The following is a 25,338-nucleotide window of genomic DNA, read 5'->3' on the forward strand; positions in this document are numbered from 1 at the left end:
AGCACCCTCAAACCATCGGAACGGGAATGATCATATGACGTCAGTCGGGGAGCATATCCGGGTCTGGTAACGGCAGATGACGAACCGCTCTATTTTTGGCCTGATATTGACGCTTGGGGCAGCGCAAAGACGCCCAGCTCTGATGAACTGGGCGTCACATGCGCTATTTTCGGCCAAGCTGGAAACGATGTCAGCGATGGCCCGGAGGACCCCGGGCCGAGGCCCGGGAACCGGCTAGGAGGCCGAAGTCTCGTCCGCCGCCCGCGCCTTCAGCGCGCGCTCGACACCCGACCGCGACTCCGAGATCAGCCGCCGCAGCGCCGCGCTCGGCTGCTCCGACTCCAGCCAGGCGTCCGTCGCCTCCAGCGTCTCCCGCGACACCTGGAGCGCCGGGTACAGACCGACCGCGATCTGCTGCGCCATCTCCGTGCTGCGGCTCTCCCACACGCCCTTGACGGCCGCGAAGTACCGCTCGGAGTACGGCGCGAGCAGCTCACGCTGGTCGCTCTGCACAAAGCCCGAGATCACGGCCTCCTGCTTGGAGTTGGTCAGGCTGTCGCCCTCCACCACCAGCGCCCAGGCCTCCGCCTTGGCCTCGTCGGTCGGCCGCGCGGCGCGCGCGGTGGCCGCGTGCTGCTCGCCCGCCGCCGTCCGGTCCCGCTCGTACTCCGCAGCGATGTCGTCCTCGTCCAGCACCCCGGTCGCCGCCAGCCGCTCCACGAACGCCCAGCGCAGCTCGGTGTCGACGGCCAGGCCCTCGATCGACTGGGTCCCGTCCAGCAGCGCCTGGAGCAGATCGAGCTGCTGCGGGGTGCGCGCGGTCGCCGCGAAGGCGCGCGCCCACGCAAGCTGGTGGTCGCTGCCCGGCTCGGCGCTCCGCAGATGCGCCAGTGTGGCGTCCGTCCAGCGGGTCAGCCCCGCCTCGCGCCACTGCGGGGCCGCGTACAGGTCGATTGCCGACTTCACCTGGCGGTGCAGCGACTGCACGACCCCGATGTCCGACTCCTTGCCGATGCCCGACAGCACCAGCGCCAGATAGTCCCGCGCCGCCAGCTCGCCGTCGCGTGTCATGTCCCACGCGGCGGACCAGCACAGCGCGCGCGGCAGGGACTCGGCGAAGTCGCCCAGGTGCTCGGTGACGAAGGCCAGGGACTCCTCGTCGAGGCGGACCTTCGCGTACGAGAGGTCGTCGTCGTTCAGCAGGATCACCGCGGGCCGGCGGGTGCCGGCCGGGAACGGCACCTCGGTCAGCTCGCCGTCGACGTCCAGCTCGATCCGGTCGGTGCGGACCAGCTTGCCGCTCGCGTCGAGGTCGTAGCAGCCGATCGCGATCCGGTGCGGCCGCAGCGTGGGCTCGCCCTTGGCCCCGGCGGGGAGCGCGGGGGCCTCCTGGCGCACGGCGAAGGAGGTCACGAAGCCCTCGGCGGACACCTCGATCTCCGGCCGCAGCACATTGATGCCCGCCGTCTGGAGCCACTTCTGCGACCAGGTCGTCAGATCGCGGCCCGAGGTCTTCTCCAGCGCGCCCAGCAGATCGGTCAGCCGGGTGTTGCCGAAGGCGTGCGCCTTGAAGTACGCCTGGACGCCCCGGAAGAACTCGTCCTCGCCGACGTACGCCACCAGCTGCTTGAGCACGGAGGCGCCCTTGGCGTAGGTGATCCCGTCGAAGTTCACCAGGACGTCGTCGATGTCCCGGATCTCGGCCATGATCGGGTGCGTGGACGGAAGCTGGTCCTGACGGTAGGCCCAGGTCTTCATGGAGTTGGCGAACGTGGTCCACGAGTGCGGCCAGCGCGAGCCGGGGGCGGCGGCCTGGCAGGCGATCGAGGTGTAGGTGGCGAAGGACTCGTTCAGCCAGAGGTCGTTCCACCACTCCATGGTGACGAGGTCGCCGAACCACATGTGGGCCAGCTCGTGCAGGATCGTCTCCGCACGCACCTCGTACGCCGCGTCCGTCACCTTCGACCGGAAGACGTACTGGTCGCGGATGGTCACCGCGCCCGCGTTCTCCATCGCCCCCGCGTTGAACTCCGGTACAAACAACTGGTCGTACTTCTCGAAGGGGTACGCGTAGTCGAACTTCTCCTGGAACCAGTCGAAGCCCTGCCGGGTGACCTCGAAGATCGCGTCCGCGTCCAGATACTCGGCGAGCGAGGGCCGGCAGTAGACGCCGAGCGGCACGGACTGGCCGTCCTTCTCGTACGAGCTGTGCACCGAGTGGTACGGGCCGACGATCAGGGCCGTGATGTACGTGGAGATCCGGGGCGTCGGCTCGAACCGCCAGAGGGTGCCCTCGGGCTCGGGGGTGGCGGAGTTCGAGATCACCGTCCAGCCCTCGGGGGCCTTCACCGTGAACTGGAACGTCGCCTTCAGGTCCGGCTGCTCGAAGTTCGCGAAGACCCGGCGCGCGTCCGGCACCTCGAACTGCGTATAGAGGTACGCCTGCTCGTCCACCGGGTCGACGAAGCGGTGCAGGCCCTCGCCGGTGTTGGTGTACGCGCAGTCCGCGACCACCGTCAGCGTGTTCTGCCCGTGGTGCAGATGGTTCAGCGCGATCCGCGAGTCCCGGAAGACGGCCGCGACATCGAGCGACTTGCCGTTGAGCACGACCTCGTGGACGGCCGGGGCGACCAGGTCGATGAAGGTCTCCGCGCCCGCCTCGGCGGAGTCGAAGCGCACATGGGTCACCGAGCGGTAGAGACCGCCCTCCTGTGCTCCGCTCAGGTCGAGATCGATCTCGTACGCGTGGGTGGTGATCAGGCGCGCCCGCTGCTGCGCCTCTTCGCGGGTCAGGTTCGTGCCAGGCACGCGGTCATCTCCTCGGGTTCGTGACGTTTGCCGCCATCCTTCCACGCGGCACATCCCAAGGGCCCGCGGGTAATCGCGTCGGCACGGAGAAACCCGAGGTCCGGTGCGCCGCGCCCCCGGCCCGGGGCGGGCAGGGGGCGCGGCGCACCGGGGCGGGGGTCAGCCCCGAAGCTCGTCGGCCACCAGCTCGGCGATCTGGACGGCGTTCAGCGCGGCGCCCTTGCGGAGGTTGTCGTTGGAGAGGAAGAGCGCGATCCCGTGCTCCACCGTCTCGTCCGCCCGGACCCGTCCGACGTACGAGGCGTCCTTGCCGGCCGCCTGGAGCGGGGTCGGGATCTCCGAGAGCTCCACCCCGGGGGCCTCGGCGAGCAGCTCGTACACCCGCTCGACGCTCAGCGGGCGCTCGAAGCCGGCGTTCACCTGGAGCGAGTGGCCGGAGAAGACCGGCACCCGTACACAGGTTCCGGACACCTTCAGCTCCGGCAGCTCCAGGATCTTGCGGGACTCGTTGCGGAGCTTCTGCTCCTCGTCGGTCTCGAAGGAGCCGTCGTCCACCAGGTTGCCCGCCAGCGGCAGCACATTGAAGGCGATGGGCCGCTTGTAGACGCCGGGCTCCGGGAAGTCCACCGCGGAGCCGTCGTGGGTCAGCTCGGTCGCCCGCTCGGCGGTCCGCTTGATCTGGCCGTCCAGCTCGGCCACGCCCGCGACACCGGATCCGGACACGGCCTGGTAGGTGGTGGCGACCAGGGTGATCAGCCCCGCCTCCAGCGACAGCGGCTTCAGCACCGGCATCGCGGCCATGGTGGTGCAGTTCGGGTTGGCGATGATCCCCTTCGGGCGGTCCTTGACCGCGTGCGGGTTCACCTCGGAGACCACCAGCGGCACCTCGGGGTCCATCCGCCACGCCGAGGAGTTGTCGATCACGACGGCGCCCTGTCCGGCGACCTTCTCCGCCAGCGCGCGGGAGGTCGCGCCGCCCGCCGAGAAGAGCACGATGTCCAGCCCCGAGTAGTCGGCCCCGGCCGCGTCCTCGACGGTGATCTCCCGCCCCTCCCACTCGATCGTGGACCCGGCGGACCGGGCCGAGGCGAAGAGCCGCAGCTCGGCGACGGGGAACTTCCGCTCGGCGAGGATGCTGCGCATGACTGTGCCGACCTGACCGGTCGCTCCGACGATTCCGACCCTCACCGATGTCTCCTCTGTGCGTTTTGTGCCAATTTTACGAGGCTGAGTGCACCCCATGATGCGTATGTCCCCGGCCGGATTGTCCAGTCCGTTGTCCGAGGGACGGACGGTGTGACGCAGGACATGCCCGGCGACGGCGGCGGGGCAGGGGAAAGGGGGGCGTCCGGCTTGGGACGCCCCCCTCGGTTCAGCGTGTCGCGGTTACGGCGTGACCTTCTCGATCACGACGCTGCCCCCGCCCGCGGCGGTGCCGCGCGCGTTGACCAGCCGGGCCTCGCCGAAGAACTGACGTCCCTCGGGCGCGGCGCCGGCCACCACGACGTTCGCGCGGGCCTGGGCGGTCTCGCCGTAGCCCAGCTTGACCGCGCTCGCCGCGTCCACCTTCAGCTCGCCGAGCGACGGCGCGAAGAAGACGTCCCGGTAGGCGTACTCGGTGGTCCCGGCCGGGACCGAGTAGCCGTCGACCACGATGCGGTAGGTGCCCGCGGCCGGCTTGGCGAGGCTGACGGCTTCCTCGGAGTCGCCGTCCGCGGCCTGTCCGACCAGCGTGCTGCCCCGGTAGACCGCCAGGTCCAGATCGGCCTTGGCGTCCGAGACCCCGCCGATCGCGACATCGAGGCGCTCGACGCCCTCGCCGATCACGACGGTCGTCTCCTGGATCTCACCCTGCTTGACCGTCGGCCGGGCCGTCTTCGCCGAACCGAGCGAACCGCCCGCCAGCTTGCCGTCCACGGCCGCGCCGCGGTTGGTCACCGTCCACTCGACGGCGGTCGGCGTGCCGATCTTCGCCTCGGCGAGCTTCTGCGGCTCCGGCGCGAACTCCGCGCCCAGCACGGTGACGTCCAGCTTGTACGGGTTGTCCAGCAGCGGAGAGGTACGCCGCGACTCGACCTCGATCTCCCAGACGCCCGGCTGCGGGTTGGCGTACGAACGCAGGTCCGGACGGCACTTGTTCGCCGGGTTGTTGTAGTTCGGGTAGCAGTTGACCGTCGCGCTGTCCTCCATCTGCACCCCGTACGGGTGGAGGGAGATGAACCGCGTCTGGCTGCCCTCGGCGAGGGAGCCGAGCGCGACCTCAAGGGTCTTCGCGCCCTGCGGCACCGTGACGAAGTACGAGTGGTGGCTGTTGCGCTGCACGGTGTCGGAGGCCGACAGGGCGTACTGCGTCTTCGCCAGCTCGGTGGAGACCACGACGGTCGACAGAACCTGCTTGTCGACGCCCTCGGTGCGCGTGTCGTCCAGCTCCAGGATGGCGCTGTGCACCCCGGCCGCCTTCGGCCGCGCCTGCACGGTCACGGTGACCGGCTGGTTCAGCGGCAGCCGCACCCGGTCGCCGTTCAGCAGCCGGAAGGTGCTGCCCGGGTTGTTCTTCCACTTCAGGTCGTGCCAGCGCGCGCCCGCCGGACCGGTGGTCCTGGTGACGGTGATGTCGTACGTCTTCGACTTGCCGGCCGTCAGACCGCCCTCGCGGTCGTAGAGACCGGTGCCGAAGCCCGGGGTCTTCAGCGCGCCGTCGATCGCGGTGTCGACCGGGGCCTTGACGCTGTACTCGTGCGCGGTCGCGCCGGCCAGGACCGACTTCCAGGCGTCCACCACGTCGATCATGCCCGCGCCCTGCTCATGGGCCTTCACACCGGGGATCTTGTTCGCGGTGCTGGTGACCGCGGTACGCAGATCGGCCGGGGACAGCTCGATGCCGCGCTGCTTGGCGGCCGAGAGCAGCAGCGCGCCCGCGCCCGCCACCTGCGGCGAGGACATCGAGGTGCCCTGCATCATCGTGTAGCCGGGCGGCAGCGCGTAACCGGACTCGGCGACCGGTCCGCCGGCCTGCCAGGTCTGGGTGGTCTGGATCGCCGCGCCGGGACCGGTGATGGTCGGCGTGAAGCCGCCGTCCTCACGCGGGCCCCGGGAGGAGAACGGCATCATGGCGTTCTTCTTGGTGACCGCGGAGCCGTAGTTGGAGGCCCAGGTCTCCTTGGTGATCGACGCGCCGACGGAGATCGCCTTGTCGGCGACGCCGGGGTCGCCGATGGTGTTGACGCCCGGGCCGTCGTTGCCCGCGGAGATGACGAGCTGGACGCCGTAGAGGTCGATCAGCCGGTTGTACATCAGGGCGCGGGTGTTGTTGCCGTCGTTCAGTGCGGGCAGACCGCCGATGGAGATGTTGACGATGTCCACACCGCGCTCGATGACGAGATCGGCCAGACCCTCGGTCATCGCGATGTTGGTGCAGCCGCCGGTCCAGGAGCAGGCGCGCGAGGAGACCAGCTTGGCCCCGGGCGCGGCGCCGTTCATCTTGCCGCCGAACAGCCCGTTGGCGGCGGTGATGCCGCCGACGTGGGAGCCGTGCGAGCCCTCGATGACACCGATGCTGACGAAGTCGGCCGTCGCTCCGGCAGCGTTGTAGACGACGTCCTCACGGACCTCGATCACGAACGGGATGCGCTCGGCGACCGGGGTGGCCGGGTCGTCCTTGCCGAAGTAGCCGATCTGGAAGCCGTTGCGGTACGGCTTCATCACCTTGTCGTCGGTGAAGTCGCCGTCGTTGTCCAGGTCGACGCGGACGGTCCGGGTGCCGGTGTCGTACAGCGTCGCCCAGCTGTCGGTGGTGTCGCCGTCGCGGTTGAGGTCGCCCGCCATGTCGCCGCCGAGGGTGGCCCGCTCCGAGAAGACGCTGAAGCGGTACGAGCCCGCCGGGGCGGTGTAGGCGCGACCGGCCTCGGTGAACGAGGGGCCGGTGACGCTCTTGTCCATCCGCAGCCAGGTGCCGTCGCGGTCCAGGACCGGGTCGGTCGCCGTCACCCAGTCGACGATCTTGCGCTCGCCGGTGGTGGTCTTCTGGAGCGCCGGGTGGGAGACGTCGATGCCCGAGTCGAGGATGCCGATGGTCACGCCGCGGCCGTCGTACTTCGGGTTCTTCTTGACGAAGTCAACCGCGCCCGTCTCGAAGGACGGGTTGTACGGGTTCTTCGCCGGGGTGTCCTTCCCGGGAGCCGGGTAGGCCGCCGCCTGCTTGCCCGCCTTGCGCGCCGACTTCGAGGCGTCGCCGCCGGGGGTCGGGTCCTCCAGCTCGATCTCGTGCTTGAGGTCGATGCCCTGCACACTGGAGAGCTTCGCGGCGGCCTTCAGCGCGCCCTCGGCCTTCGCGGTGGGGATCGTGGCGCGGACATAGCCGAGCTTGTCGTACGTCTTGCCGACGAACGCGCCCTCGATGGCGTCCAGCTGCCGGGACACCTGCTCGGTGGCGCCGGGCGCGGTGGCGACCATCACGGTGACGGTCTTGTCGCCCTCGGCCTGGGCCTCGGCGAGCAGCTCCTCGTCGGCGGAGCCGAGCTTGTCGGCCGGCTTCGCCGACTTGACGGGCGAGACGGCGGCGGGGTCTTCGCCCGTGGTGGCGGCGAACACCGGCACGGTGCCCGCGGCCACCAGCGCGGCGACCATGGAGGCCGCGGCCGCGATACGGCCCGCGCGTCTGGGACCTGGCACGGAGCGCCCGGATATGGAGCTCTGGGAATCGGGGGTCATCAGCATCCCTGGTTGTGAAAGAGACGTTTCCCTGGCGGTAATCAGTCAGTCCGGATTTCGGTGCCGGATGACCGCTCAGCCTCTCTTATGGGACCGGGTTTTGTGGAGAGCTGACGGATGTCTGATGTGGTCATGGCATAGATCCGCCACTGTGCAGGACCTGCCACAGAGAGTAAACAGGGATCTATCGGATGATTCCCTCTCGCCCGGGCCCTGTTCAGCGCGGCAGCACCACCACATACGCGGCGGGCTCACGGTCGCAGGCGGCGGTCAGCGCGGTGCGCACGACCATCGCCTGCTGCTCGGGCGACTCCCGCAGCCGGTGCGGGGTGAGATGGACGACGGTGATTCCCAGCCGCTCCAGATGCTCGCGCTTACGGGCGTGCTCCGACCAGCCCGCGTCCTTGTCGCGGCGCGGGGCCCGGGTGTTCAGCTCGACCGCCACGGCGTGGTCGGGCCAGTAGGCGTCCACCCCGCCCAGCCGGGGGCCGCCGGGGATCCGCAGCTCCACATTCCACACCGGGTCGGGCAGCCCGTACTCGCGCACCATCGTGTAGAGCCGCTCCTCGGCGAGCGCGCGCCCCTCGGCGAGCAGCCGGTCGACCGCGTCCACCACATGGGGGCGGTCCAGCAGCCGGGCCCGGTTCAGCTCGGCGACGACCGCGCCGGGCTCGCAGTGACCGCGCCGGACCGCCTCGGTGAGCAGCGCGCTCACCGCGCCCGGGTCGGTGAGCCGCTCCACGGCGTCGGCGACGGCGCGCTCGACGGGGGCGACGGGCAGCCCGGTGACCTCCACCGGCTCCGGCATCTCCTGCGCCCGGACGATCCGGGCGCAGCCGGTGGACCGCAGCCTGCGGGTCCGGTCCACCAGGACGTCGATGTGCTCCAGGTCGAGCAGTGGGGGCGCGGCGGCGAACTGGTGGAGCGCGAGGGCGGCGAGACCGGTGATCATCGCCGTGCCGTACGGGGGAGCGGTGCCGCCCTGCGAGGTGCCGCCCTGCGAGGGAACGGCGGGCCGCCCGGCGTAGAGCAGCACCCCGTGCAGCCGCTCCTGGCTGGTGGCCGCCGAGCGGTGGAGCAGATAGACCCCGGGGAGCAGGGCCTGCCAGGGGCCGCCGGGCCGGACGCGGGCGGCGGCCTGGGCGGGTGTGAAGCCGTGCGCCCGGAGCTGCCCGGCGGAGAGCACACGGGGGAGGGCGACGGGGGCGGGGGCGCGGGTGTCGTGTCTCATGCACGGGGCATGCCCACGGCTCGCCGTACCGCTAACCTCCGTGACGAAGCTGTCGAGGGACTGGGACGCGCTCGCCCTCAAGTCCCTTGGGATACGGGCCTCTCGGGCTCCGAAACCTTCTGGCGGGGATACGTCCGCCCGGGTGGCGCGCCCCGCTGAAACATTCCGCGGCCACTTTCGCGCGGCCTGTTTCCGGGCGGCCCGTGCCCGTCCCCGGACCTGCCGCCGGGGCGGGGGTCACGTCCCCCGCCCCGGCGCATGCGGGTCAGCGGGCCGAGGCCGCCTCGGCGTCCCGAGCCTGCCCGCGGAGCCCGCGCGCGAGGTCGTCACGGGCCTCCAGCACCAGCCGGCGCAGCGCGGGCGCGGACGACTCGTGCGCGGCCAGCCAGGCGTCCGCCGCCGTCAGCGCGGACTGCCCCTGGTACATGGGGAAGAGGCCGGAGACCACGTCCATGCCGATCTGGATGGACCGCTCCGCCCAGACCCGCTCGATCGCGGCGAAGAACCGGTCGGTGTACGGGGCGAGCAGCTCCCGCTGGCCCGACTTCGCGAACCCGGCGATCGTCGCGCCCGCCAGCGCGTTGGAGAGCGTGTCCGACTCCACCACCTGCGCCCAGGCGCTTTCCTTGACGGCGGCCGAGGGCCGGGCCGCCAGACAGCGGAGCTGGTGACGGCGGCCCGAGGCGGTGTCGTCCCGGGAGAGTTCCGCCGCGATCGCCCGCTCGTCGGCGAGCCCGTGCGAGGCGAGCGGCTCCAGGAAGGCCCAGCGCAGCTCCTGGTCCACCTCCAGGCCGTCGATCCGCGCGGTGCCCGCCAGCAGCCCTTCGAGCAGTTGCAGATCGGCGGCCGATTCGGCGGCGGAGGCGAAGAACCGCGCCCAGGTCAGCTGGTGCTGGCTGGCCGGCTCGGCCAGTCGCAGCTCCCGCAGCGCGCCCTCGGCGAGCAGCCGCCCGCCCTCCTCGCGCCACTCGGGGGCCGCGTAGTGCGTCAGCGCCGAGTGGGTCCAGGCGTGCAGCATCTGGAGGACGCCGATGTCGCTCTCGCGCCCGGAGAACCGAAGGACCAGGTCGACGAAGTCGCGGGCGGGCATCAGCGCGTCCCGCGTCATGTTCCACAGCGCCGACCAGGCGAGCGCGCGCGCCAGCGGGTCGGTGATGTTCCCCAGCGAACTCCGCAGGGTGGCCAGCGAGGTCTCGTCGAAACGGATCTTGCAGTAGGTCAGATCGTCGTCGTTGACCAGCACCAGTTCGGGCCGCTCGGCCCCGATCAGCTCCTGGACGTCGGTCCGCGCGCCGGTGACGTCGACCTCGGCCCTCGCGTACCGCACCAGCTCCGTGCCCTCGTGCCGGTAGAGCCCGACGGCCACCCGGTGCGGGCGCGGCTCGTCCCCGTCCTGGACGACGGCGAGTTCGGTGATCCGGCCGCCCGCGTCGCAGGTCACCACCGGGGTCAGCGAATTGACGCCGGCGGTCTGGAGCCAGGAGCGCGACCAGGCGGCCATGTCCCGGCCGGAGGTCTCCTCCAGCACCGACAGCAGATCGCCGAGGCGGGTGTTCCCGTACGCGTGCCGCTTGAAGTACCGGCGCGCGCCCTCCAGGAAGGCATCCTCGCCGACATAGGCGACCAGCTGCTTGAGCACGCTGGCGCCCTTGGCGTAGGTGATGCCGTCGAAGTTGAGCTTGGCGTCCTCCAGGTCACGGATGTCGGCCGTGACGGGGTGGGTGGAGGGCAGCTGGTCGGCGCGGTACGCCCAGGCCTTGCGGTTGTTGGCGAAGGTGACCCAGCCGTTGGTGAAGCGGGTCGCGCCGACCATCGAGTACGAGCCCATGAAGTCGGCGAAGGACTCCTTCAGCCAGAGGTCGTCCCACCACACCATGGTCACGAGGTCGCCGAACCACATGTGCGCCATCTCGTGCAGGATGACATTGGCCCGGCGCTCGTAGGACGCCTGGGTCACATTGCCCCGGAAGACGAACTCCTCGCGGAAGGTGACACAGCCCGGGTTCTCCATGGCCCCGATGTTGTACTCCGGTACAAACGCCTGGTCGTACTTGCCGAAGGGGTACGGGTAGTCGAAGCGGTCGTGGAAGAAGTCCAGGCCCTGCTTGGTGACGAGGAAGATGTCGTCGGCGTCGAAGTGCTTGGCGAGCCCCTTGCGGCACATCGCGCCGAGCGGGATCTCCAGCACCGTGGAGTCCTCGAAGGTCCGCCGGTAGACATCCGTCTCATAGTGGTACGGACCGGCCACCACGGCGGTGATGTACGTGGAGATCGGCTGGGTCTCGGCGAACCGCCAGACCCCGTCGGCCTCCCGCTCGCCCGCGCTGTTGCTCCAGACGGTCCACTCCTCGGGAGCGGTCACCGAGAAGCGGAAAGGAGCCTTCAGGTCGGGCTGCTCGAAGTTGGCGAACACCCGCCGGGCGTCGGCCGGCTCGTACTGCGTATAGAGGTAGACCTCGCCGTCCTCCGGGTCCACGAAGCGGTGCAGCCCCTCGCCGGTGCGGCTGTAGGCGCACTGAGCGTCCACGACCAGCACATTGGACTCGGCGAGCGAGGGCAGGGCGATCCGGGTGCCGTCGAAGACCTCCGCCGGGTCCAGCTCCGTGCCGTTCAGCGTCACCGAGGTGACCCCGGGCGCGAGCAGATCGGCGAAGGACGAGGCCCCGGGGCTCGCGCAGCGGAACCGGAGCGTGGTCACCGAGCGGAAGGTGCGGGGACCGGCGTCCGCCGTGTCCTCAGGGGCGTCCCCGACGGCGGAGCGCAGATCGAGATGGACCTCGTACCCGTCGACGGACAGCAGTTCCGCCCGCTGGCGGGCCTCGTCGCGGGACAGATTCTCACCGGGCACGGGAGCACTCCTTCAGATCTCATCGGTGAACGCGGTTCTCCGGCAGGGCGGGCGCGCGATCGAACGTACGCCCGAACGCGGTGGTCGGCACAGCGCCGGGGACAGCGACAAACGCCCCGATACTCCCATGCGCGTCCGCTCACCGGTATCCCGGGAATCGGATCCCGACCGGCGGCGTTGCCCCGATGAGGCGCGGAGTGCGTTCCGGCGAAGCACTCCGGCGACATTCCCGATGAGGAGAGAGATGTCCGACAACGGCAAGACTCCGGTGGACTTCTGGTTCGATCCCGTGTGCCCCTGGGCCTGGATGACCTCCCGCTGGGTGCTGGAGGTGGAGAAGGTCCGCGACATCGAGGTCAGCTGGCATGTGATGAGCCTCGCCGTGCTCAACGAGGGCCGGGAGGACGAGCTTCCCGAGGAGTACCGCGACAGCCTGAAGCGTGCCTGGGGTCCGGTCCGGGTCGCCGTCGCCGCCGCCGAGCAGCACGGCGCCCAGGTCCTCGGCCCGCTGTACACCGCGCTGGGCACCCGCATCCACAACAAGGGCGAGGGCCCCACCCCCGAGGCGGTCGCCGGCGCGCTGGCCGACGCGGGCCTGCCCGCCTCGCTCATCGAGTACCTGGACAAGGGCGACTACGACGCCGAGGTGCGCGCCTCCCACAAGGAGGGCATCGACAAGGTCGGCCAGGACGTCGGCACCCCGGTCATCGCGGTCCCCGGCGCGGACGGCGAGCAGATCGCCTTCTTCGGCCCGGTGGTGACCCCCGCCCCGAAGGGCGAGGAGGCCGCCAAGCTGTGGGACGGCACCCTGCTGGTGGCCTCGGTCCCCGGATTCTTCGAGCTCAAGCGCACCCGTACCGCCGAGCCCGACTTCTCCAACCTCTGAGCCCGCTGAACCCTTGAGCGGCCGGTAACGGGAAGAACCCCCGCGAGTCACGTCCTCGTGGGGGTTCTTCCGTTCATCCGTCCGCACGTGAAGGCTGAGAAGACGATCACGAGCAGGACGACGGGGGACGCGCGGGCCGCGCCCCGGTGTTCCGGGGGCGCGGCCCGGCGCGTCACGGCGCGATGAGCGGGGTGCGCTCCTTGGCCTCGGCGTAGCGCTTGGCGACGTCCTGCCAGTTCACGACCTGCCACATGGCGTCGATGAAGTCGACCTTCTGGTTCTTGTACTGAAGGTAGAAAGCGTGCTCCCAGGCGTCGAAGACCAGGATCGGCACCGAGCCCTGACCGACATTGCCCTGGTGGTCGTAGACCTGCTCCACGATCAGACGGCGGCTGACCGGCTCGTACGCCAGTACGCCCCAGCCCGAGCCCTGCGTCGTCGCGGACGCCTTGGTCAGCTGCGCCTTGAACTTGGCGAAGGAGCCGAACGACTCCGCGATCGCGTCCGCCAGCTCTCCGACACCGTCCTTGTCCAGCGGCTCGCCGCCGCCGTCACCGGTCATGTTGTGCCAGTAGATGCTGTGGAGGATGTGGCCCGAGAGATGGAACGCGAGGTTCTTCTCCAGACCGTTGATCGCTCCCCACTGGTCCTTGTCCCTGGCTTCCGCGAGCTGCTCAAGCGTGTCGTTCGCGCCCTTGACGTAGGCGGCGTGGTGCTTGTCGTGGTGCAGCTCGATGATCTGCGGGTTGATGACCGGTTCGAGCTCGGTGTAGTCGTACGGCAGATCAGGAAGCGTGTAGATGGCCATTGTTGTCCGGTCCCTCCGACTGCTTATTGCGCATCCTATGCATCTGCACGTTAGCAGCAGGGGGTGTCCGGGAGTGATCAGGCATTGGTCCTAGGTCCCGCGCGTCCGCGCCCGTTCGCGAGACTTAGGGCCTGTTCTGGAGGATCAGGCGGCGTCAGGCCGCATCAGGCCGCGTCAGACCGCGCGGGCCCTCGCCCGGGCGGCGGCGAGGCGTTCGAGATGGTCGTCATAGGCCTTGGCGTAGAAGTCCGCGCGCCCCGGATCGGGCTCCACCACCGCTGTCGGAGCCGTCCACCCGGCGGTGTCCAGCCCCACCCCGTACCGCTCGGCGGCGGCCAGCACCGCACCCCGCGCGCCCACCTCGCCCTCCACGATCCGCAGCGGCCGGCCCAGCACATCGGCGAACAGCCGGGTCCACGCGGACGACCGGGTGCCGCCGCCGCAGATCGCCAGCGTCCCCGACAGGCCCGCCGCCGACAGACAGTGACGGGCGGCGAAGGCGATGCCCTCGCAGGTCGCGCGGATCAGATCGGCCCTGGAGGACTCCAGCGACACCCCGGTCAGCTCGGCGCGCAGCCGGGGCTCGACGAAGGGCGCGCGCTCGCCCGAGGGCGCGAAGTACGGCAGCACCCGCACCCCGTGCGCACCGGGCGGGGCGGCGTCCAGCAGCCCGTCGACCTCCGTGTGCGCCACCCCGGTGATCGCCAGCACCCAGTCCAGGGCCGCGGTGCCCACCATCGCGGGCATCGCCCTCAGCCAGTGCCCGGCCCGGTCGGTGGAGATGTGCAGCCCGGCCGGTTCGCCGTCCAGGGCGAGCGCGTCGACGGCGACCAGCGCCGCCAGACACGTCCCCACGATCAGCAGCCCGTCGCCCGGCGCGGTCACCCCCGCGCCCAGCGCGCAGGCGGGCAGATCGTACGGCCCGTTCGCGATCCGCGCCCCGAGCGCGCCCGTACCCTCCGCCGTCACCTCGGCGACCGCGACCGGATCGCTGATCCTTGGCAGCAGCCCGCGCCGCCGCGCGAGCCCCAGCGACTCCAGCACCTCGCCCGAGTACGCCCGCTCCCGGGGATCCAGGAACGGCATGGACGCGTCCGACACATCCGTCGCCCGCACCCCGGTCAGCCGCTGGAAGACCATGTCCTTGCAGTAGACCGCCGAGGCCGCCGCGTCCAGGGCGGCGGGCTCATGACGGTCCAGCCAGGCCAGCACCGGACCCGGACAGCCGGGGAACATCGCGCTCCCGGTGCGCCGGAACACCGACTCCACCACCCCCGAGGAGTGCCAGGCGTCGAGCAGCTCGTGCGCCCGCCCGTCCATCCAGGAGATCGCGGACCGCACCGGACGGCCCTCGCCGTCCACCAGCCAGACGCCGTCGCCCTGCCCGGTGAGACCGATGAGGGCGACGGGCCCGCCGACCGCCCCGGTCAGCGCGGAGAGCACCTCGGAGACCGCGCCGAACACCTCGTCCATGTCCTGCTCGGCACGGCCGTCGTGAAGATCGAGGGAGACCGGCCGCGACTCGACCCGCAGGGTGCGCCCCCGCTCGTCGAAGGCCGCCGCCTTGACCATGGACGTACCCGCGTCGATCCCGATGTAAGTCGACAATGTCAGCACACTCCTCACTGCCCCGCGCGTACGGGAAACCGGGCCGGGGCCCGGCGGGGAACGGGTCAGGCCAGGGCGTGCGCCAGAGGCTCGCCCCGGACCAGCCGGCCCACCTCCGCCGCCGCGATCTCCGCCGCCTTGCGCGCCACCGCCCGGCTCGCGCCCGCCACATGCGGCGTCAGCACCACATTCGGCGTGGACCGCAGCCGCGAGGAGACCGGCAGCGGCTCCTGCTCGTAGGTGTCCAGCGCCGCCGCCGCCAGCCGCCCCGTCTCCAGCGCGTCGCACAGCGCCCCGGTGTCCAGCAGCGCGCCGCGCGCCGCGTTCACCAGCACCGACCCGTGCGGCAGCAGCGCCAGTTCCCGCGCGCCGATCAGCCCCCGGGTCTCCGGCGTCAGCCGGGCGTGCAGACTCAGCACCCGGGAGCGGCTCAGGAGCGACTCCAGCGAGCGCGCCCGCACCCCGAGCACATCACCGCGCACATACGGGTCGTACACCTCCACCTCCGCCCCGAAGGCGGTCAGCACCCGGGCCACCCGGCTGCCCACCGCGCCGTAGCCCACCAGCCCGACCGGGGTGTCCTCCAGTTCGAGCCCGCTCCGCTCGTACGTGTAGAAGGAACCGTCCCAGTCGCCCTCCAGGGCGAGCGACTGATGCGCCGAGGGGATGCGGCGCAGCGCGCACAGCATCAGCCCGATCGTGAACTCCGCCGTCGACGCCGCGTTCCGCCCCGGCGCGAAACACACCCGCACCCCGCGCGCCGCCGCCGCCGCCGCGTTGACGTTGACCGGCCCGCCCCGGCACACCGCGATCATCCGCAGCGAGGGCGCGGCCGCCAGCACCCGCTCCGTGAACGGGGCCATCTGGGTGACGCAGACCTCCACCCCGTCCAGCGCCTTGATCAGCTCGTCCTCGGCGTCGCTCGCCTCCGCCACCTCCGCCACCGGCCCGAACGGCTCCAGCGGCCACGGCAGGGTCAGCTCGGCCAGCTCGTACGAGGTGTCGCCGAGATGGCGGCGCAGCGCCCCGGCGATCAGATCGTTGCGGACGAAGTGGTCTCCGGCAGCCAGGACTCTCATGCAGTTCCTCCGCGTCGTCGTCAACCCGGCCCGGGGCCGGTACGAGGCCGCCCGCCGGCCGCCCGCCACACCGCCAGCGGATCGTAGTCCCCGCCGGGCACACTCGGGCGGACGGCGCGCACGGCCGGCTCCGGTACGGTGACGCCGCCGGAACCGAGAGGGCCCTTCGCATCGCAACAGAGCTTGGAACCAGGACCGGAGGCCGTCAATCCTCCGCGCACGGGTTTCTCCCGGCGGAAGATGAGAACGCATCGGAAGAGACCGGGACGCGACGAGCCGCGGGAGACGCCATGTGGATGGGGATCGATCTGGGCACCCAGAGCGTCCGCGCAGTGCTCGCCGACGACGAGGGCGAGATCCTCGGCAGCGGCTCCGCGCCGCTGACCGGCCGCCGCGACGGCCCGCTCCACGAACAGCTCCCCGGCGACTGGTGGACGGCCACCGCCGCCGCGGTCCGCTCCGCGCTGAGCGGCGGCCACCGCCCGCGCGCGCTCGCGATCTGCTCCACCTCCGGCACCGTGCTGCTCACCGACGACCGGGGCCGGGCGCTCACCCCCGCCGTGATGTACGACGACGGCCGCGCCCCCGGCCGGGGCCCGGGCCGCGCCCGGCTCCTCCTCGACGCGTACGGCCCCGGGCACATCGCCCACCAGGCGGACCACATCGCGGCCCGGCTGGCGGGCCGCAGGCTCCCCACCGACTCCAGCCACGCGCTCAAGACCGGCTACGACCCCGAGCGCGAGGTCTTCGACGCCCCCGGGGTGCCGGGGCTGCCCGAGGTGGTGCGGCCCGGCACCCTCGTCGGCGAGGTGGGACGGGAGGCCGGGGCCGAGACCGGACTCCCCGCGGGCACCGCGATCGTGGCCGGGATGACCGACGGCTGCGCGGCGCAGATCGCCTCCGGCTCGCTCTCGGTGGGCTCCTGGAACTCGGTGCTCGGCACCACCCTCGTCCTCAAGGGAGTCACCGCCGAACCCCTGCGCGACCCCTCCGGAGTGGTCTACAGCCATCGCTCCCCGGACGGCGGCTGGCTCCCCGGCGGCGCGTCGAACGTCGGCGGCGGCGCGCTGCGCGCGGCCTTCCCGGGCGCCGATCCGGCCGCGCTCGACGCCCTCGCCCGCGCCCATGAGCCGGCCGGCCCGATCGCCTATCCGCTGGGCGCGCGCGGCGAGCGCTTCCCCTTCCGCGCCCCGGACGCCACCGCGTTCCTGCTCGGCGAGCCCGCCTCCGAGGCCGACCACTGGGCCGCCCTCCTCCAGGGCGTGGCCCTGACCGAACGGCTCTGCCTGGACTATCTGGACCTCCTCGGAGCCCCCGTGGACGGCCCCCTCACCTTCACCGGCGGCGCGGTCCGCAGCGCCTACTGGACCGGGCTGCGCGCCCGTGTCCTGGGCCGTGAGGTGCGCGTCCCGCGCTCCAGCGAACCCGCCGTCGGCATGGCGGTCCTGGCGGCGTACGGGGCGGGCGCGGCGGGCGCGGTGGCCTCCCCGGCTGCGGCGGCCTCCCCGGCCGGGACGGCCACTCCGGCCGGCACGGCCACCCTCGCCGGGACGGCCGCGCGGATGGTCCGGCCGGGGACGAGGGTCGAGGGGGCGGGACCGGACCGGTTCGCCGGGCCCTACCTCGCCCTCGTGGACGAACTCGAATGCCGCGGCTGGCTTCCGCCCGAGGTCGCGGCGCACGCACACACCCGTACGGAGAGGCGAGAATGAGCGCGACACTGCTGCTGGCCCGCCACGGTCAGACCGTCTGGCACGCGGAGAACCGCTATGCCGGGGTGAGCGATGTCGCGCTCACCGACGAGGGCCGCCGCCAGGCCGCGCGGCTGGGGGAGTGGGCGGCCCGGAATCCGGTGGACGCGATCTGGACCTCCCCGCTCTCCCGCGCGATCGAGACGGCCGCCCCGGCCTGCGAGGCGCTCGGGCTCACCCCGCGCCGCGAGCCCGGGCTGCGCGAGTGCGACTTCGGGGCGGCGGAGGGGCGCACCCTGGCCGAGTTCCGCCGGGAGCACCCCGAGGCCGCGCTCGGCTTCACGAAGGACCCGGTCGCGCACCCCTTCCCCGGGGCGGAGGACCCGAGGGCCGCCGCCGGGCGGGCGGTCGAGGCCCTGCGCCGGGTCGCCGGGGCCCATGAGGGCGGGCGGGTCCTGGTGGTCGCGCACAACACCCTGCTGCGGCTGGCCCTGTGCGAGCTGCTTTCCATCCCGCTCGGGAACTACCGCCGGGTCTTCCCCGGGCTGGGCAACGCGGCGGTCACCGAGCTGAGGCTCGGCCACGACACCGCGTCGCTCCTCGCCCTCAACCTTCCGACGGACGGCTGAGAGCACCCCGGTCGGCCGCCCTACTCCTCGCGCCGGGCGGCGGACCGCTGGAGCCAGAATCCGGTCAGCGCCAGGGCCAGCGTCAGCAGCCCGGTGTAGTAGAGCTGGGTCCGCGTCTCCGCCTCCCGCGCCATCAGCGCGAAGATGGTAGCCATCCCGGCGAGCGCCACCCAGGTCAGCCCCGGGTACCACCACATCCGCACCACCAGCCGCGCCGGGTCCTCCCGCTCGGTGCGCCGCCGCAGGATCAGCTGCGAGACGCCCACGAAGAACCACACCACCAGGGTGATCGCGCCGATCATGTTCAGCAGCCACATGAAGACGTCGTCCGGCCGCCAGTAGCTGAGCAGCACACAGACGAATCCGAACCCGGACGACATCACGACCGCCGCCCTCGGCACCCCCCGGCGGAGGCGTCCCAGCGCCTTCGGTCCCTGCCCGCGCTCCACCAGGGAGCGGAGTATTCGCGAGGACGAGTAGATGTTCGCGTTCATCGCGGACAGCAGCGCGATCAGGATGACGACGTTCATGATCTCGCCGGCCGCCGGGATCCCCAGATGGTCGAGGGTGGCGACGTACGGCCCCTGCTGGGCCACCGCCGGGTGGTCCCACGGGACCAGGGTGACGACAACCGCCATGGAACCGACGTAGAAGATCGCGATACGCCACATGGCGGTGCGCACCGCCCGTGCGACGCCCTGGACCGGCTGCTCGGACTCGGCCGCCGCGATGGTGACCGTCTCCAGACCGCCGTAGGCGAAGACCGACGCCAGCAGGCCAAAGACCAGCCCCTCGGTCCCATTGGGCAGGAAGCCCTCCCCGCCGGTCAGATTCGAGGTCCCCGGGGAGTCGCCGCCGCCCGGCAGCAGACCGGCGATCGCGAGGACCCCGATCCCGAGGAAGAGCACGATCGCGCCGACCTTGAGCGCCGCGAACCAGAACTCGAACTCGCCGAAATTCTTCACCCGGGTGAAGTTCGCGAGACAGAAGGCCACGGTGAAGAGCGCCACCCAGGCCCACTCGGGGGTGCCCGGGAGCCAGCCGGCCATGATCTTCGCCGCGCCGATGCCCTCCAGGCCGACGACCACGCAGAGCAGGAACCAGTAGAGCCAGCCGGAGGTGAATCCCGCCCAGGGGCCGATGGCCCGCTCGGCGTGGACGGAGAAGCTGCCGGAGGAGGGGTACGCGGCCGACATCTCGCCGAGCATCCGCATCACCAGCATCACGAGCAGCCCGGAGAGGGCGTACGCGACGATGATCGAAGGGCCGGCCTTGGCGATGCCCGCGCCGGATCCGACGAAGAGGCCCGCGCCGATCACGCCGCCGAGGGCGATCATCGAGAGATGGCGCTGTTTCAGACCGTTGCCCAGTCCCCGGGCCCCGGGATCACCGTCGGCGGGCAGCCCGGAACCGGAGACGGCGGAGGTCTTGGACGCCGAGATCTTGGACATGGGTGTGTCCTGTTTCCGTAGCAGGGGGAGAGAGCGGACTCACAAGTGAGCACGCGCGCCGATCGCAGGGCAACGCATCTCCACTAAACGGCCACGATCGTCACCCAAAGTACACATGCGCGTACATGATGCGGGCGACTTGCGCACGCTCCGCGCTTTGGTAGAACCCTACAGTCCCATTCGTCCCTATCCTTGCGCCGAACCGGCTCCCGCCTCAGTGACGAGCATCACCCAGGACAAGGCATGATCTCCGCGCTTTGTTTGATCTCCATGAAGGCGGCCCATCGCCCTTGTCGATGGCTGACGGTGAACCCCCGACCGGCCCTGGGCTACGGTCGCACTGATCCCCCGTACCCCCGCCACCCTCCCCTCGCCGCTGCGGAGTCCCGATGAGCACAGCCACTGCCACCTCCCGTCCGGGCGCGGTCCTCGCGGACCTGCTGCCCGCCTCCCGCACCCGGGAGATCGCCCTCGTCGTCGGCGGTGCGGCCCTCACCGGCCTCGCGGCCCAGATCGCCCTCCCGATCCCGGGCTCCCCGGTCCCCGTCTCCGGGCAGACCTTCGCCGCCCTGCTCGTCGGCACCGCCCTCGGCGCCCGGCGCGGCTTCCTCTCCCTCGGGCTCTACGCGATCGCGGGCATGGCGGGCATGCCGTGGTTCGCGGAGGGTCAGTCCGGCTGGTCCATGCCGTCCTTCGGCTACATCCTCGGCATGCTCCTCGCCTCCACGATCGTCGGCGCCCTGGCCCGCCGCGGTGCGGACCGCTCCGTACCGCGCATGGCGGGCGCGATGGTCGTCGGCTCCGCGATCGTGTACGCGATCGGCGTCCCCTATCTGGCCCTCGCCACCGGGATGACCCTCTCCCAGGCTCTCGCGGCCGGCCTCACCCCCTTTCTGATCGGCGACGCCCTCAAGGCCGCCCTCGCGATGGGCGTCCTGCCCACCGCCTGGAAGCTGATCGGCCGCCGCGACTGACCCCGCCCCGACACCGAAAGCCCCGGTCCGGCCCTCGCACATATGGGCACGACCGGGGCTTTCTCCATGCCGCCGGCCGCCGACCCCGCTTGCGCCCACCCGGATCCGCGCGTGCCACACTCGGACCCATGCGCGTGTACCTCGGTTCCGACCATGCCGGATACGAACTCAAGAACCACCTCGTCGAGTGGCTCAAGGCCCACGGCCACGACCCCGTCGACTGTGGTCCTCACATCTATGACGCACAGGACGACTACCCGCCCTTCTGCCTCCGCGCGGCCGAGCGGACCGCCGCCGACCCGGAGAGCCTCGGCATCGTGATCGGCGGCTCGGGCAACGGCGAGCAGATCGCCGCCAACAAGGTCAAGGGCGTCCGCGCGGCCCTGGCGTGGAGCGAGCAGACCGCCGCCCTCGGCCGCGAGCACAACAACGCCAACGTCATCGCCGTCGGCGGCCGCATGCACACCGTCGAGGAATCCACCAAGTTCATCGAGATCTTCCTCGCCACCCCCTACTCCGGCGAAGAGCGCCACACCCGCCGCATCGACATGCTCACCGCCTACGAAACCACCGGCACCCTTCCCCCCATCCCCCCTCACCACCCCCAGCCCTGACCCCTCCCGTCCCGTCGACGGCCCCGCCCGGCCCGCACGATCGCGGCCTGTCGGGGCCGTCAGTCCAGACCGGGGTCAGCAATTCGGCTCCGCCGGAAGAGCGGGCCGATTTCAGCCCTGCCGGCCTGGGACGGAAAAAAGCCAGGGGAGACCCCGGCGGGGCTTATTTCGCCGACCCCGGTCTGGAGGTGCGCCAATTCGGCCTCTCCGGTACTGGAGGGCCGGGGCCAGGCGTGGGCCGGAGACATCTGCGCGGTGCGCTTCGGTAACTCAGAGACTGTTTCAGCTATTTCCGGGCTGCCGAACGGCGGTATCCAGGCCGCCGGCCTCGGTGAGGCGCACGACAAGCCTGGCTGCCGGGCTCGCATTGAATTTCAGACTGGAATTCCGCGCCCCCAAAGCTCCTCGGCGCTGCTGACGAACTGATCATACAGCCCCTTTTCGTCCATGCGCTTCAAGTGGAGCATGGGGGAATCGTGCCCCACCACTGATGCGAGATGCGGAGTCACAAGAGCTTCCGAGTCCATGCGGAAGACGCTGAGTGAAACGTGATTCACCGCATCCGAATCCGCGCAATAGCGGGCCTCGATCTGAGGGATGCCAGCAAGTTTTTGAAGATTCCCCAACGTGATCCTGATTCGTGTTGAAACGGGGAACGAGCTGTCCTCCACTTCTTCCCTCATGCGGGTAATGGAACTCTCCGGATTCCCGACCAAGAATCGAATTCTGCACCCCGAAAGGGCTTTTCTTCGCAACGTCTCGGAAAGTTGTGGCTGTTCGGTCCAGAGGAAGTAGTTTGTGTATCCAGCGAAAAGCAAATCGTGCTGCGCGCGGTCGATCAGGGTGGTCCAGACCGAGTTGGGGCACGAGGACCTGAAAGGGTAGGCCGCGACGATCTCGCGATCCGGCCCAGCTTTCACGGCCTGCCTTATTGATGTGGGCCACAGCATCTCAACAGTTACCCCTAGTTCTTCTGCGACCCGCACCGCTGTTCGCGTGTGGGGTTTACGCCCTTCATTTGCGATCCATCGTTCCACGGTCTCACGCGTCACCCCAGTGCGGGTGGCCAGCTTCCGGGATGACAACTCCGCGTCGCGCTTAGCACGTTCAAGGGCCCTGTTCAAGATTTGAACCTCCGACGTTTCGACCACTTCGCACCCTAGGGGGCAGGTGGTCCACGTGTCCTCGCATCGGCACTTACCGACTCGCGGGCAGTTCTGTTGGGCTGACTGCAAGCGATACAGAGTTCCGCAGCGAAGGGGTACGGCCACCGATGTTGACCAACGACCACCGCGCTCGCCGTGTCGGGCAGGTGCATCAGCGGCTTGCCCTTGCGGTCAGGGCCGTCGAGATCTGGTTACGGGTCCGTTTCCCCCGGCTGGTGTGGGTGCTGACTCCCCGCTGCCGGGAGCGGCGCGCGCTCCGGGCGGAGTTGCGGCGAGTGGAGACCGATCCGGAGTACGCCGCCCAGTGGCGCGCGGAGCTGGACGAGGGTGTTCGTCAGCTCCGGTTCGAACGGGCCCTGGAAGCGCTGGTCCAGGATCTGGCGGACGGGGGCGACCCGTCGTGACCGGACCGGCGGAGCCGAGACGTGAGTACCGCTGCGACGTGATCGCCGAAGGGGCCGTGTACGGGACCGCTGAGCGCGTGATGTTCATCCTCGCGGCCACGGTGGCGGTCTCACCCCAGCAGGCACTGCTGTGGATGTGCGACCAGGCCCGCCGTATCGCGGACCGGCTGGACCCCGACCCGGTACGTGTCCCCTGGGGTGAGCGGGTACCCGAAGAATCTGCCGACGGGCAGCGCCCGGACGGGCCCACCAGGCTCCGCGACTGGGCCGGCGACCACTGGACGCAGCGGGAGCTGCGCACCCGGCTCGGGGAGGGCGGTCCGGTGTCCCTCGCCGTGGCCGACGGTGCCAACGGTGTCTTCTGCTTCCAGGCCCGGCCGGTGGCCGTTCGGGCCACACAGACCCGCCAACCTCTGATGGGAGACCAGTGCCACGCCGTTCGGCAGCAGAGCTGGCAGCCGCCCGGAAACGCGTGCACGACGAGCGGGCCGACGTGGTCAGGCGCTACCGCGAGGGCGCGTCCATGAACGCGCTCGCCCGTATGTACGACGTGCACGTGCCATGGCTCCGCCACGCCTTCATCAAGTGGAACGTGCCGCTGCGCGACCCGGCGGAAGCCAACCGACCCCAGGGCGCCCCGCCCGTCAGAGAGGTGCACAGTGTCTGAGCGTGTCTTGTGGGACGAACTTCCGGGAAGCTTGCGGAAGGAGATTGAGCAGTGCACCGGGGAGGTGGTCGGCGCGGAATCCGTGGCCGAGGGGCTGAACTGCTCGCTCGCCCTGGTGCTTCACACTCGCGGGTCCGGCTCCCTCTTCCTCAAAGGCGTCCGCGCATCCGCTGAAGCGGAGGTGGCGGGTCTCCTCCGCGAGGAATGGATCAATGGGCTGGTGGACGGTGTCGGCCCGCCCATCCGTCATCGTTTCGAGCGGGGCGGCTGGCTGTGCCTCGCGTTCGCCTACGTCGAGGGGCGGCACGTCGACTACGGCCCCGGCACACGGGACCGCCCGGCCCTCACGCGCGCCACTCGACGCCTGCACCGGCTGCCGGCTCCGACGTTTCCCGTACCGCGACTCTCGGACCGGTTCGCCGGTCATCTGAGTCCTGGTGAAGCGGACGCGCTCAAGGGCTCGCATCTGCTCCACACGGACACCAACCCGCACAACGTTCTGATCGGCCGGAGCGGAGTCGCGTACATCATCGACTGGGCGATGCCCGCTCTCGGACCCGCGTGGATCGACGCGGCCGATATCGCTGTGTGGCTCATGGCCTACGGACACACACCCGAGGAAGCTCAAGCATGGCTGTCGCGCTCCCCCGGCTGGCGGCAGGCCGAGAGCGCGGCCGTCGAAGCGTTCGTGAGTGCCACGTGCCGGAACTGGACGGCCCGGGTGGGCGAGACCGATGCGGAGTCCCAGAACACCAGGGTCCGGCGTCTGCTCGACTTTCATCCGGAGACCGCAGGCTTCCGCCACTGAGCGGCGGCCGGCTGCCGCCCAGGCTGTAGGGTCCACCGGGGCAGCGCCCCGCCCAGGACCCGCACAGGCAGGGCCCCGCGCACCAGCGCCCGCACGGGCCTGGCCCCGCACAAACCAGCCCCCGCACAACGAGGACCCCCCGTGCCCGAAGGCCACACCCTCCACCGCCTCGCCTCCGACCACCGCACCCGCTTTCTCTCCCACCCCCTCCGCGTCACCAGCCCCCAGGGCAGATTCACCGCCTCCGCCGCCCTTCTCGACGGCCGGGTGATGACCGGTGCCGAGGCTCACGGCAAACACCTCTTCCTCGGCTTCGGCGGGAGGGGCTGGGTCCATATCCACCTCGGCCTCTTCGGCCGGTCCGACTTCGGCCCCGCCCCCGCCCCGCCGCCCGCCGACACCGTCCGGCTGCGTCTGGCAGGCCCAGGCGCCTACGCCGATCTGCGGGGCCCCACCACCTGCGCGCTGATCACCGACGGGGAGAAGGACGCGGTCCACGAGCGCCTCGGCCCCGACCCGCTGCGCGCGGCTGACGACCCGGACCGGGCCTGGGCCAGGATCTCCCGCTCCCGTACGACGGTCGCCGCCCTGCTGATGGATCAGAAGGTCATCGCCGGAGTGGGCAATGTCTACCGCGCGGAGGTCCTCTTCCGGCACGGCGTCGATCCCTACCGGGCCGGCCGGGACCTCGCCCGCGCGGAGTGGGACGCGATCTGGGCGGATCTGGTGGAGCTGATGCGCGAGGGGGTGCGCAACAACCGGATCGACACCGTCCGGCCGGAGCACACCCCCGAGGCGATGGGCCGCGCGCCGCGCGTGGACGACCACGGCGGCGAGGTCTATGTCTACCGCCGGGCCCGTATGCCCTGTCTCGTCTGCGGCGGCGAGATCCGCACCGAGGGCCTCGCCGCCCGCAATCTCTTCTGGTGCCCGGTCTGCCAGCCGCGCTGAGCGAT

General features: G+C 71.0%; 19 protein-coding genes. 9 read left to right on the forward strand and 10 right to left on the reverse strand.

Annotated elements, in window-relative coordinates; translation table 11 throughout:
• Window positions 1-234 precede the first annotated feature (234 nt).
• The 5 genes from pepN (IE247_RS10010) to pepN (IE247_RS10030) form a co-directional block, all read right to left on the reverse strand.
• Window positions 235-2,808 carry an aminopeptidase N gene (gene pepN, locus IE247_RS10010; protein WP_190122636.1) on the reverse strand — a complete coding sequence of 858 codons (2,574 nt, stop codon included), beginning with the start codon at window positions 2,806-2,808 and terminating at the stop codon, window positions 235-237.
• Between the two features lie 159 nt (window positions 2,809-2,967).
• Window positions 2,968-3,996, reverse strand: a complete 1,029-nt coding sequence (locus IE247_RS10015; protein WP_190122637.1) for an aspartate-semialdehyde dehydrogenase — start codon at window positions 3,994-3,996, stop codon at window positions 2,968-2,970.
• A gap of 198 nt (window positions 3,997-4,194) precedes the next feature.
• Window positions 4,195-7,524, reverse strand: coding sequence for a S8 family serine peptidase (locus IE247_RS10020; RefSeq protein WP_190122638.1), 3,330 nt, complete (start codon window positions 7,522-7,524; stop codon window positions 4,195-4,197).
• A 211-nt stretch (window positions 7,525-7,735) separates the two neighbouring features.
• Complete coding sequence (locus tag IE247_RS10025; protein WP_190122639.1) at window positions 7,736-8,749, reverse strand: hypothetical protein; 1,014 nt, start codon at window positions 8,747-8,749, stop codon at window positions 7,736-7,738.
• Between the two features lie 265 nt (window positions 8,750-9,014).
• Window positions 9,015-11,597 carry an aminopeptidase N gene (gene pepN / locus IE247_RS10030; protein ID WP_190122640.1) on the reverse strand — a complete coding sequence of 861 codons (2,583 nt, stop codon included), beginning with the start codon at window positions 11,595-11,597 and terminating at the stop codon, window positions 9,015-9,017.
• Between the two features lie 244 nt (window positions 11,598-11,841).
• Between pepN (IE247_RS10030) and IE247_RS10035 the strand changes: the two genes are divergently transcribed.
• Entirely contained in the window at window positions 11,842-12,483 is a 642-nt protein-coding gene (locus IE247_RS10035; protein ID WP_190122641.1) for a mycothiol-dependent nitroreductase Rv2466c family protein, read from the forward strand.
• 172 nt (window positions 12,484-12,655) lie between these two features.
• On the opposite strand, the gene IE247_RS10040 is transcribed toward IE247_RS10035, so the two are convergent.
• The 3 genes from IE247_RS10040 to IE247_RS10050 all read right to left on the reverse strand — a co-directional run bounded on the left by IE247_RS10040 (window position 12,656) and on the right by IE247_RS10050 (window position 15,978).
• Window positions 12,656-13,291: a superoxide dismutase gene (locus tag IE247_RS10040; protein WP_190122642.1), complete on the reverse strand. Its 636-nt coding sequence runs from the start codon at window positions 13,289-13,291 to the stop codon at window positions 12,656-12,658.
• A 174-nt stretch (window positions 13,292-13,465) separates the two neighbouring features.
• Window positions 13,466-14,899: an FGGY-family carbohydrate kinase gene (locus IE247_RS10045; RefSeq protein ID WP_190122643.1), complete on the reverse strand. Its 1,434-nt coding sequence runs from the start codon at window positions 14,897-14,899 to the stop codon at window positions 13,466-13,468.
• Between the two features lie 65 nt (window positions 14,900-14,964).
• Window positions 14,965-15,978 carry a 2-hydroxyacid dehydrogenase gene (locus IE247_RS10050; protein ID WP_190122644.1) on the reverse strand — a complete coding sequence of 338 codons (1,014 nt, stop codon included), beginning with the start codon at window positions 15,976-15,978 and terminating at the stop codon, window positions 14,965-14,967.
• Window positions 15,979-16,268: 290 nt separating this feature from the next.
• Here IE247_RS10050 and IE247_RS10055 point away from each other — a divergent pair, with 290 nt between their 5' ends.
• The gene (locus IE247_RS10055) at window positions 16,269-17,690 is read left to right on the forward strand and encodes an FGGY-family carbohydrate kinase (RefSeq protein ID WP_190122645.1); all 1,422 of its coding nucleotides are present in this window, start codon (window positions 16,269-16,271) and stop codon (window positions 17,688-17,690) included.
• Window positions 17,687-18,298 (forward strand): histidine phosphatase family protein, encoded by a 612-nt coding sequence (locus IE247_RS10060; protein ID WP_190122646.1) that lies wholly within the window; start codon window positions 17,687-17,689, stop codon window positions 18,296-18,298. Before IE247_RS10055 ends, IE247_RS10060 begins: the two co-directional genes overlap by 4 nt.
• Before the next feature lie 20 nt (window positions 18,299-18,318).
• On the opposite strand, the gene IE247_RS10065 is transcribed toward IE247_RS10060, so the two are convergent.
• Window positions 18,319-19,749: an amino acid permease gene (locus IE247_RS10065; protein WP_190122647.1), complete on the reverse strand. Its 1,431-nt coding sequence runs from the start codon at window positions 19,747-19,749 to the stop codon at window positions 18,319-18,321.
• 389 nt (window positions 19,750-20,138) lie between these two features.
• On the opposite strand from IE247_RS10065, the gene IE247_RS10070 reads away from it, so the two are divergent.
• On the forward strand, window positions 20,139-20,723 hold the full coding sequence (locus tag IE247_RS10070; protein ID WP_190122648.1) for a biotin transporter BioY: 585 nt from the start codon (window positions 20,139-20,141) through the stop codon (window positions 20,721-20,723).
• Between the two features lie 128 nt (window positions 20,724-20,851).
• Complete coding sequence (locus IE247_RS10075) at window positions 20,852-21,337, forward strand: ribose-5-phosphate isomerase (protein WP_190122649.1); 486 nt, start codon at window positions 20,852-20,854, stop codon at window positions 21,335-21,337.
• A 374-nt stretch (window positions 21,338-21,711) separates the two neighbouring features.
• Here the strand turns inward: IE247_RS10075 and IE247_RS10080 are convergent, their stop codons facing one another.
• Complete coding sequence (locus tag IE247_RS10080; protein ID WP_308433216.1) at window positions 21,712-22,488, reverse strand: helix-turn-helix domain-containing protein; 777 nt, start codon at window positions 22,486-22,488, stop codon at window positions 21,712-21,714.
• A 122-nt stretch (window positions 22,489-22,610) separates the two neighbouring features.
• Here IE247_RS10080 and IE247_RS10085 point away from each other — a divergent pair, with 122 nt between their 5' ends.
• The 4 genes from IE247_RS10085 to IE247_RS10100 all read left to right on the forward strand — a co-directional run bounded on the left by IE247_RS10085 (window position 22,611) and on the right by IE247_RS10100 (window position 25,333).
• The gene (locus IE247_RS10085; RefSeq protein ID WP_190122650.1) at window positions 22,611-22,907 is read left to right on the forward strand and encodes a hypothetical protein; all 297 of its coding nucleotides are present in this window, start codon (window positions 22,611-22,613) and stop codon (window positions 22,905-22,907) included.
• Window positions 22,904-23,434, forward strand: a complete 531-nt coding sequence (locus tag IE247_RS10090; protein WP_190122651.1) for a hypothetical protein — start codon at window positions 22,904-22,906, stop codon at window positions 23,432-23,434. The genes IE247_RS10085 and IE247_RS10090 overlap by 4 nt, the downstream gene beginning before the upstream one ends.
• 171 nt (window positions 23,435-23,605) lie before the next feature.
• On the forward strand, window positions 23,606-24,382 hold the full coding sequence (locus tag IE247_RS10095) for a phosphotransferase family protein (RefSeq protein WP_229868984.1): 777 nt from the start codon (window positions 23,606-23,608) through the stop codon (window positions 24,380-24,382).
• 141 nt (window positions 24,383-24,523) lie between these two features.
• A complete protein-coding gene (locus tag IE247_RS10100) occupies window positions 24,524-25,333 on the forward strand; it encodes an Fpg/Nei family DNA glycosylase (RefSeq protein ID WP_190122653.1) in 810 nt (269 codons plus the stop codon).
• The last annotated feature ends 5 nt before the right edge of the window (window positions 25,334-25,338 follow it).

The sequence above is a fragment of the Streptomyces inusitatus genome (genome assembly GCF_014651115.1).
In the GTDB taxonomy this organism is placed as follows: Bacteria; Actinomycetota; Actinomycetes; order Streptomycetales; family Streptomycetaceae; genus Streptomyces; species Streptomyces amakusaensis.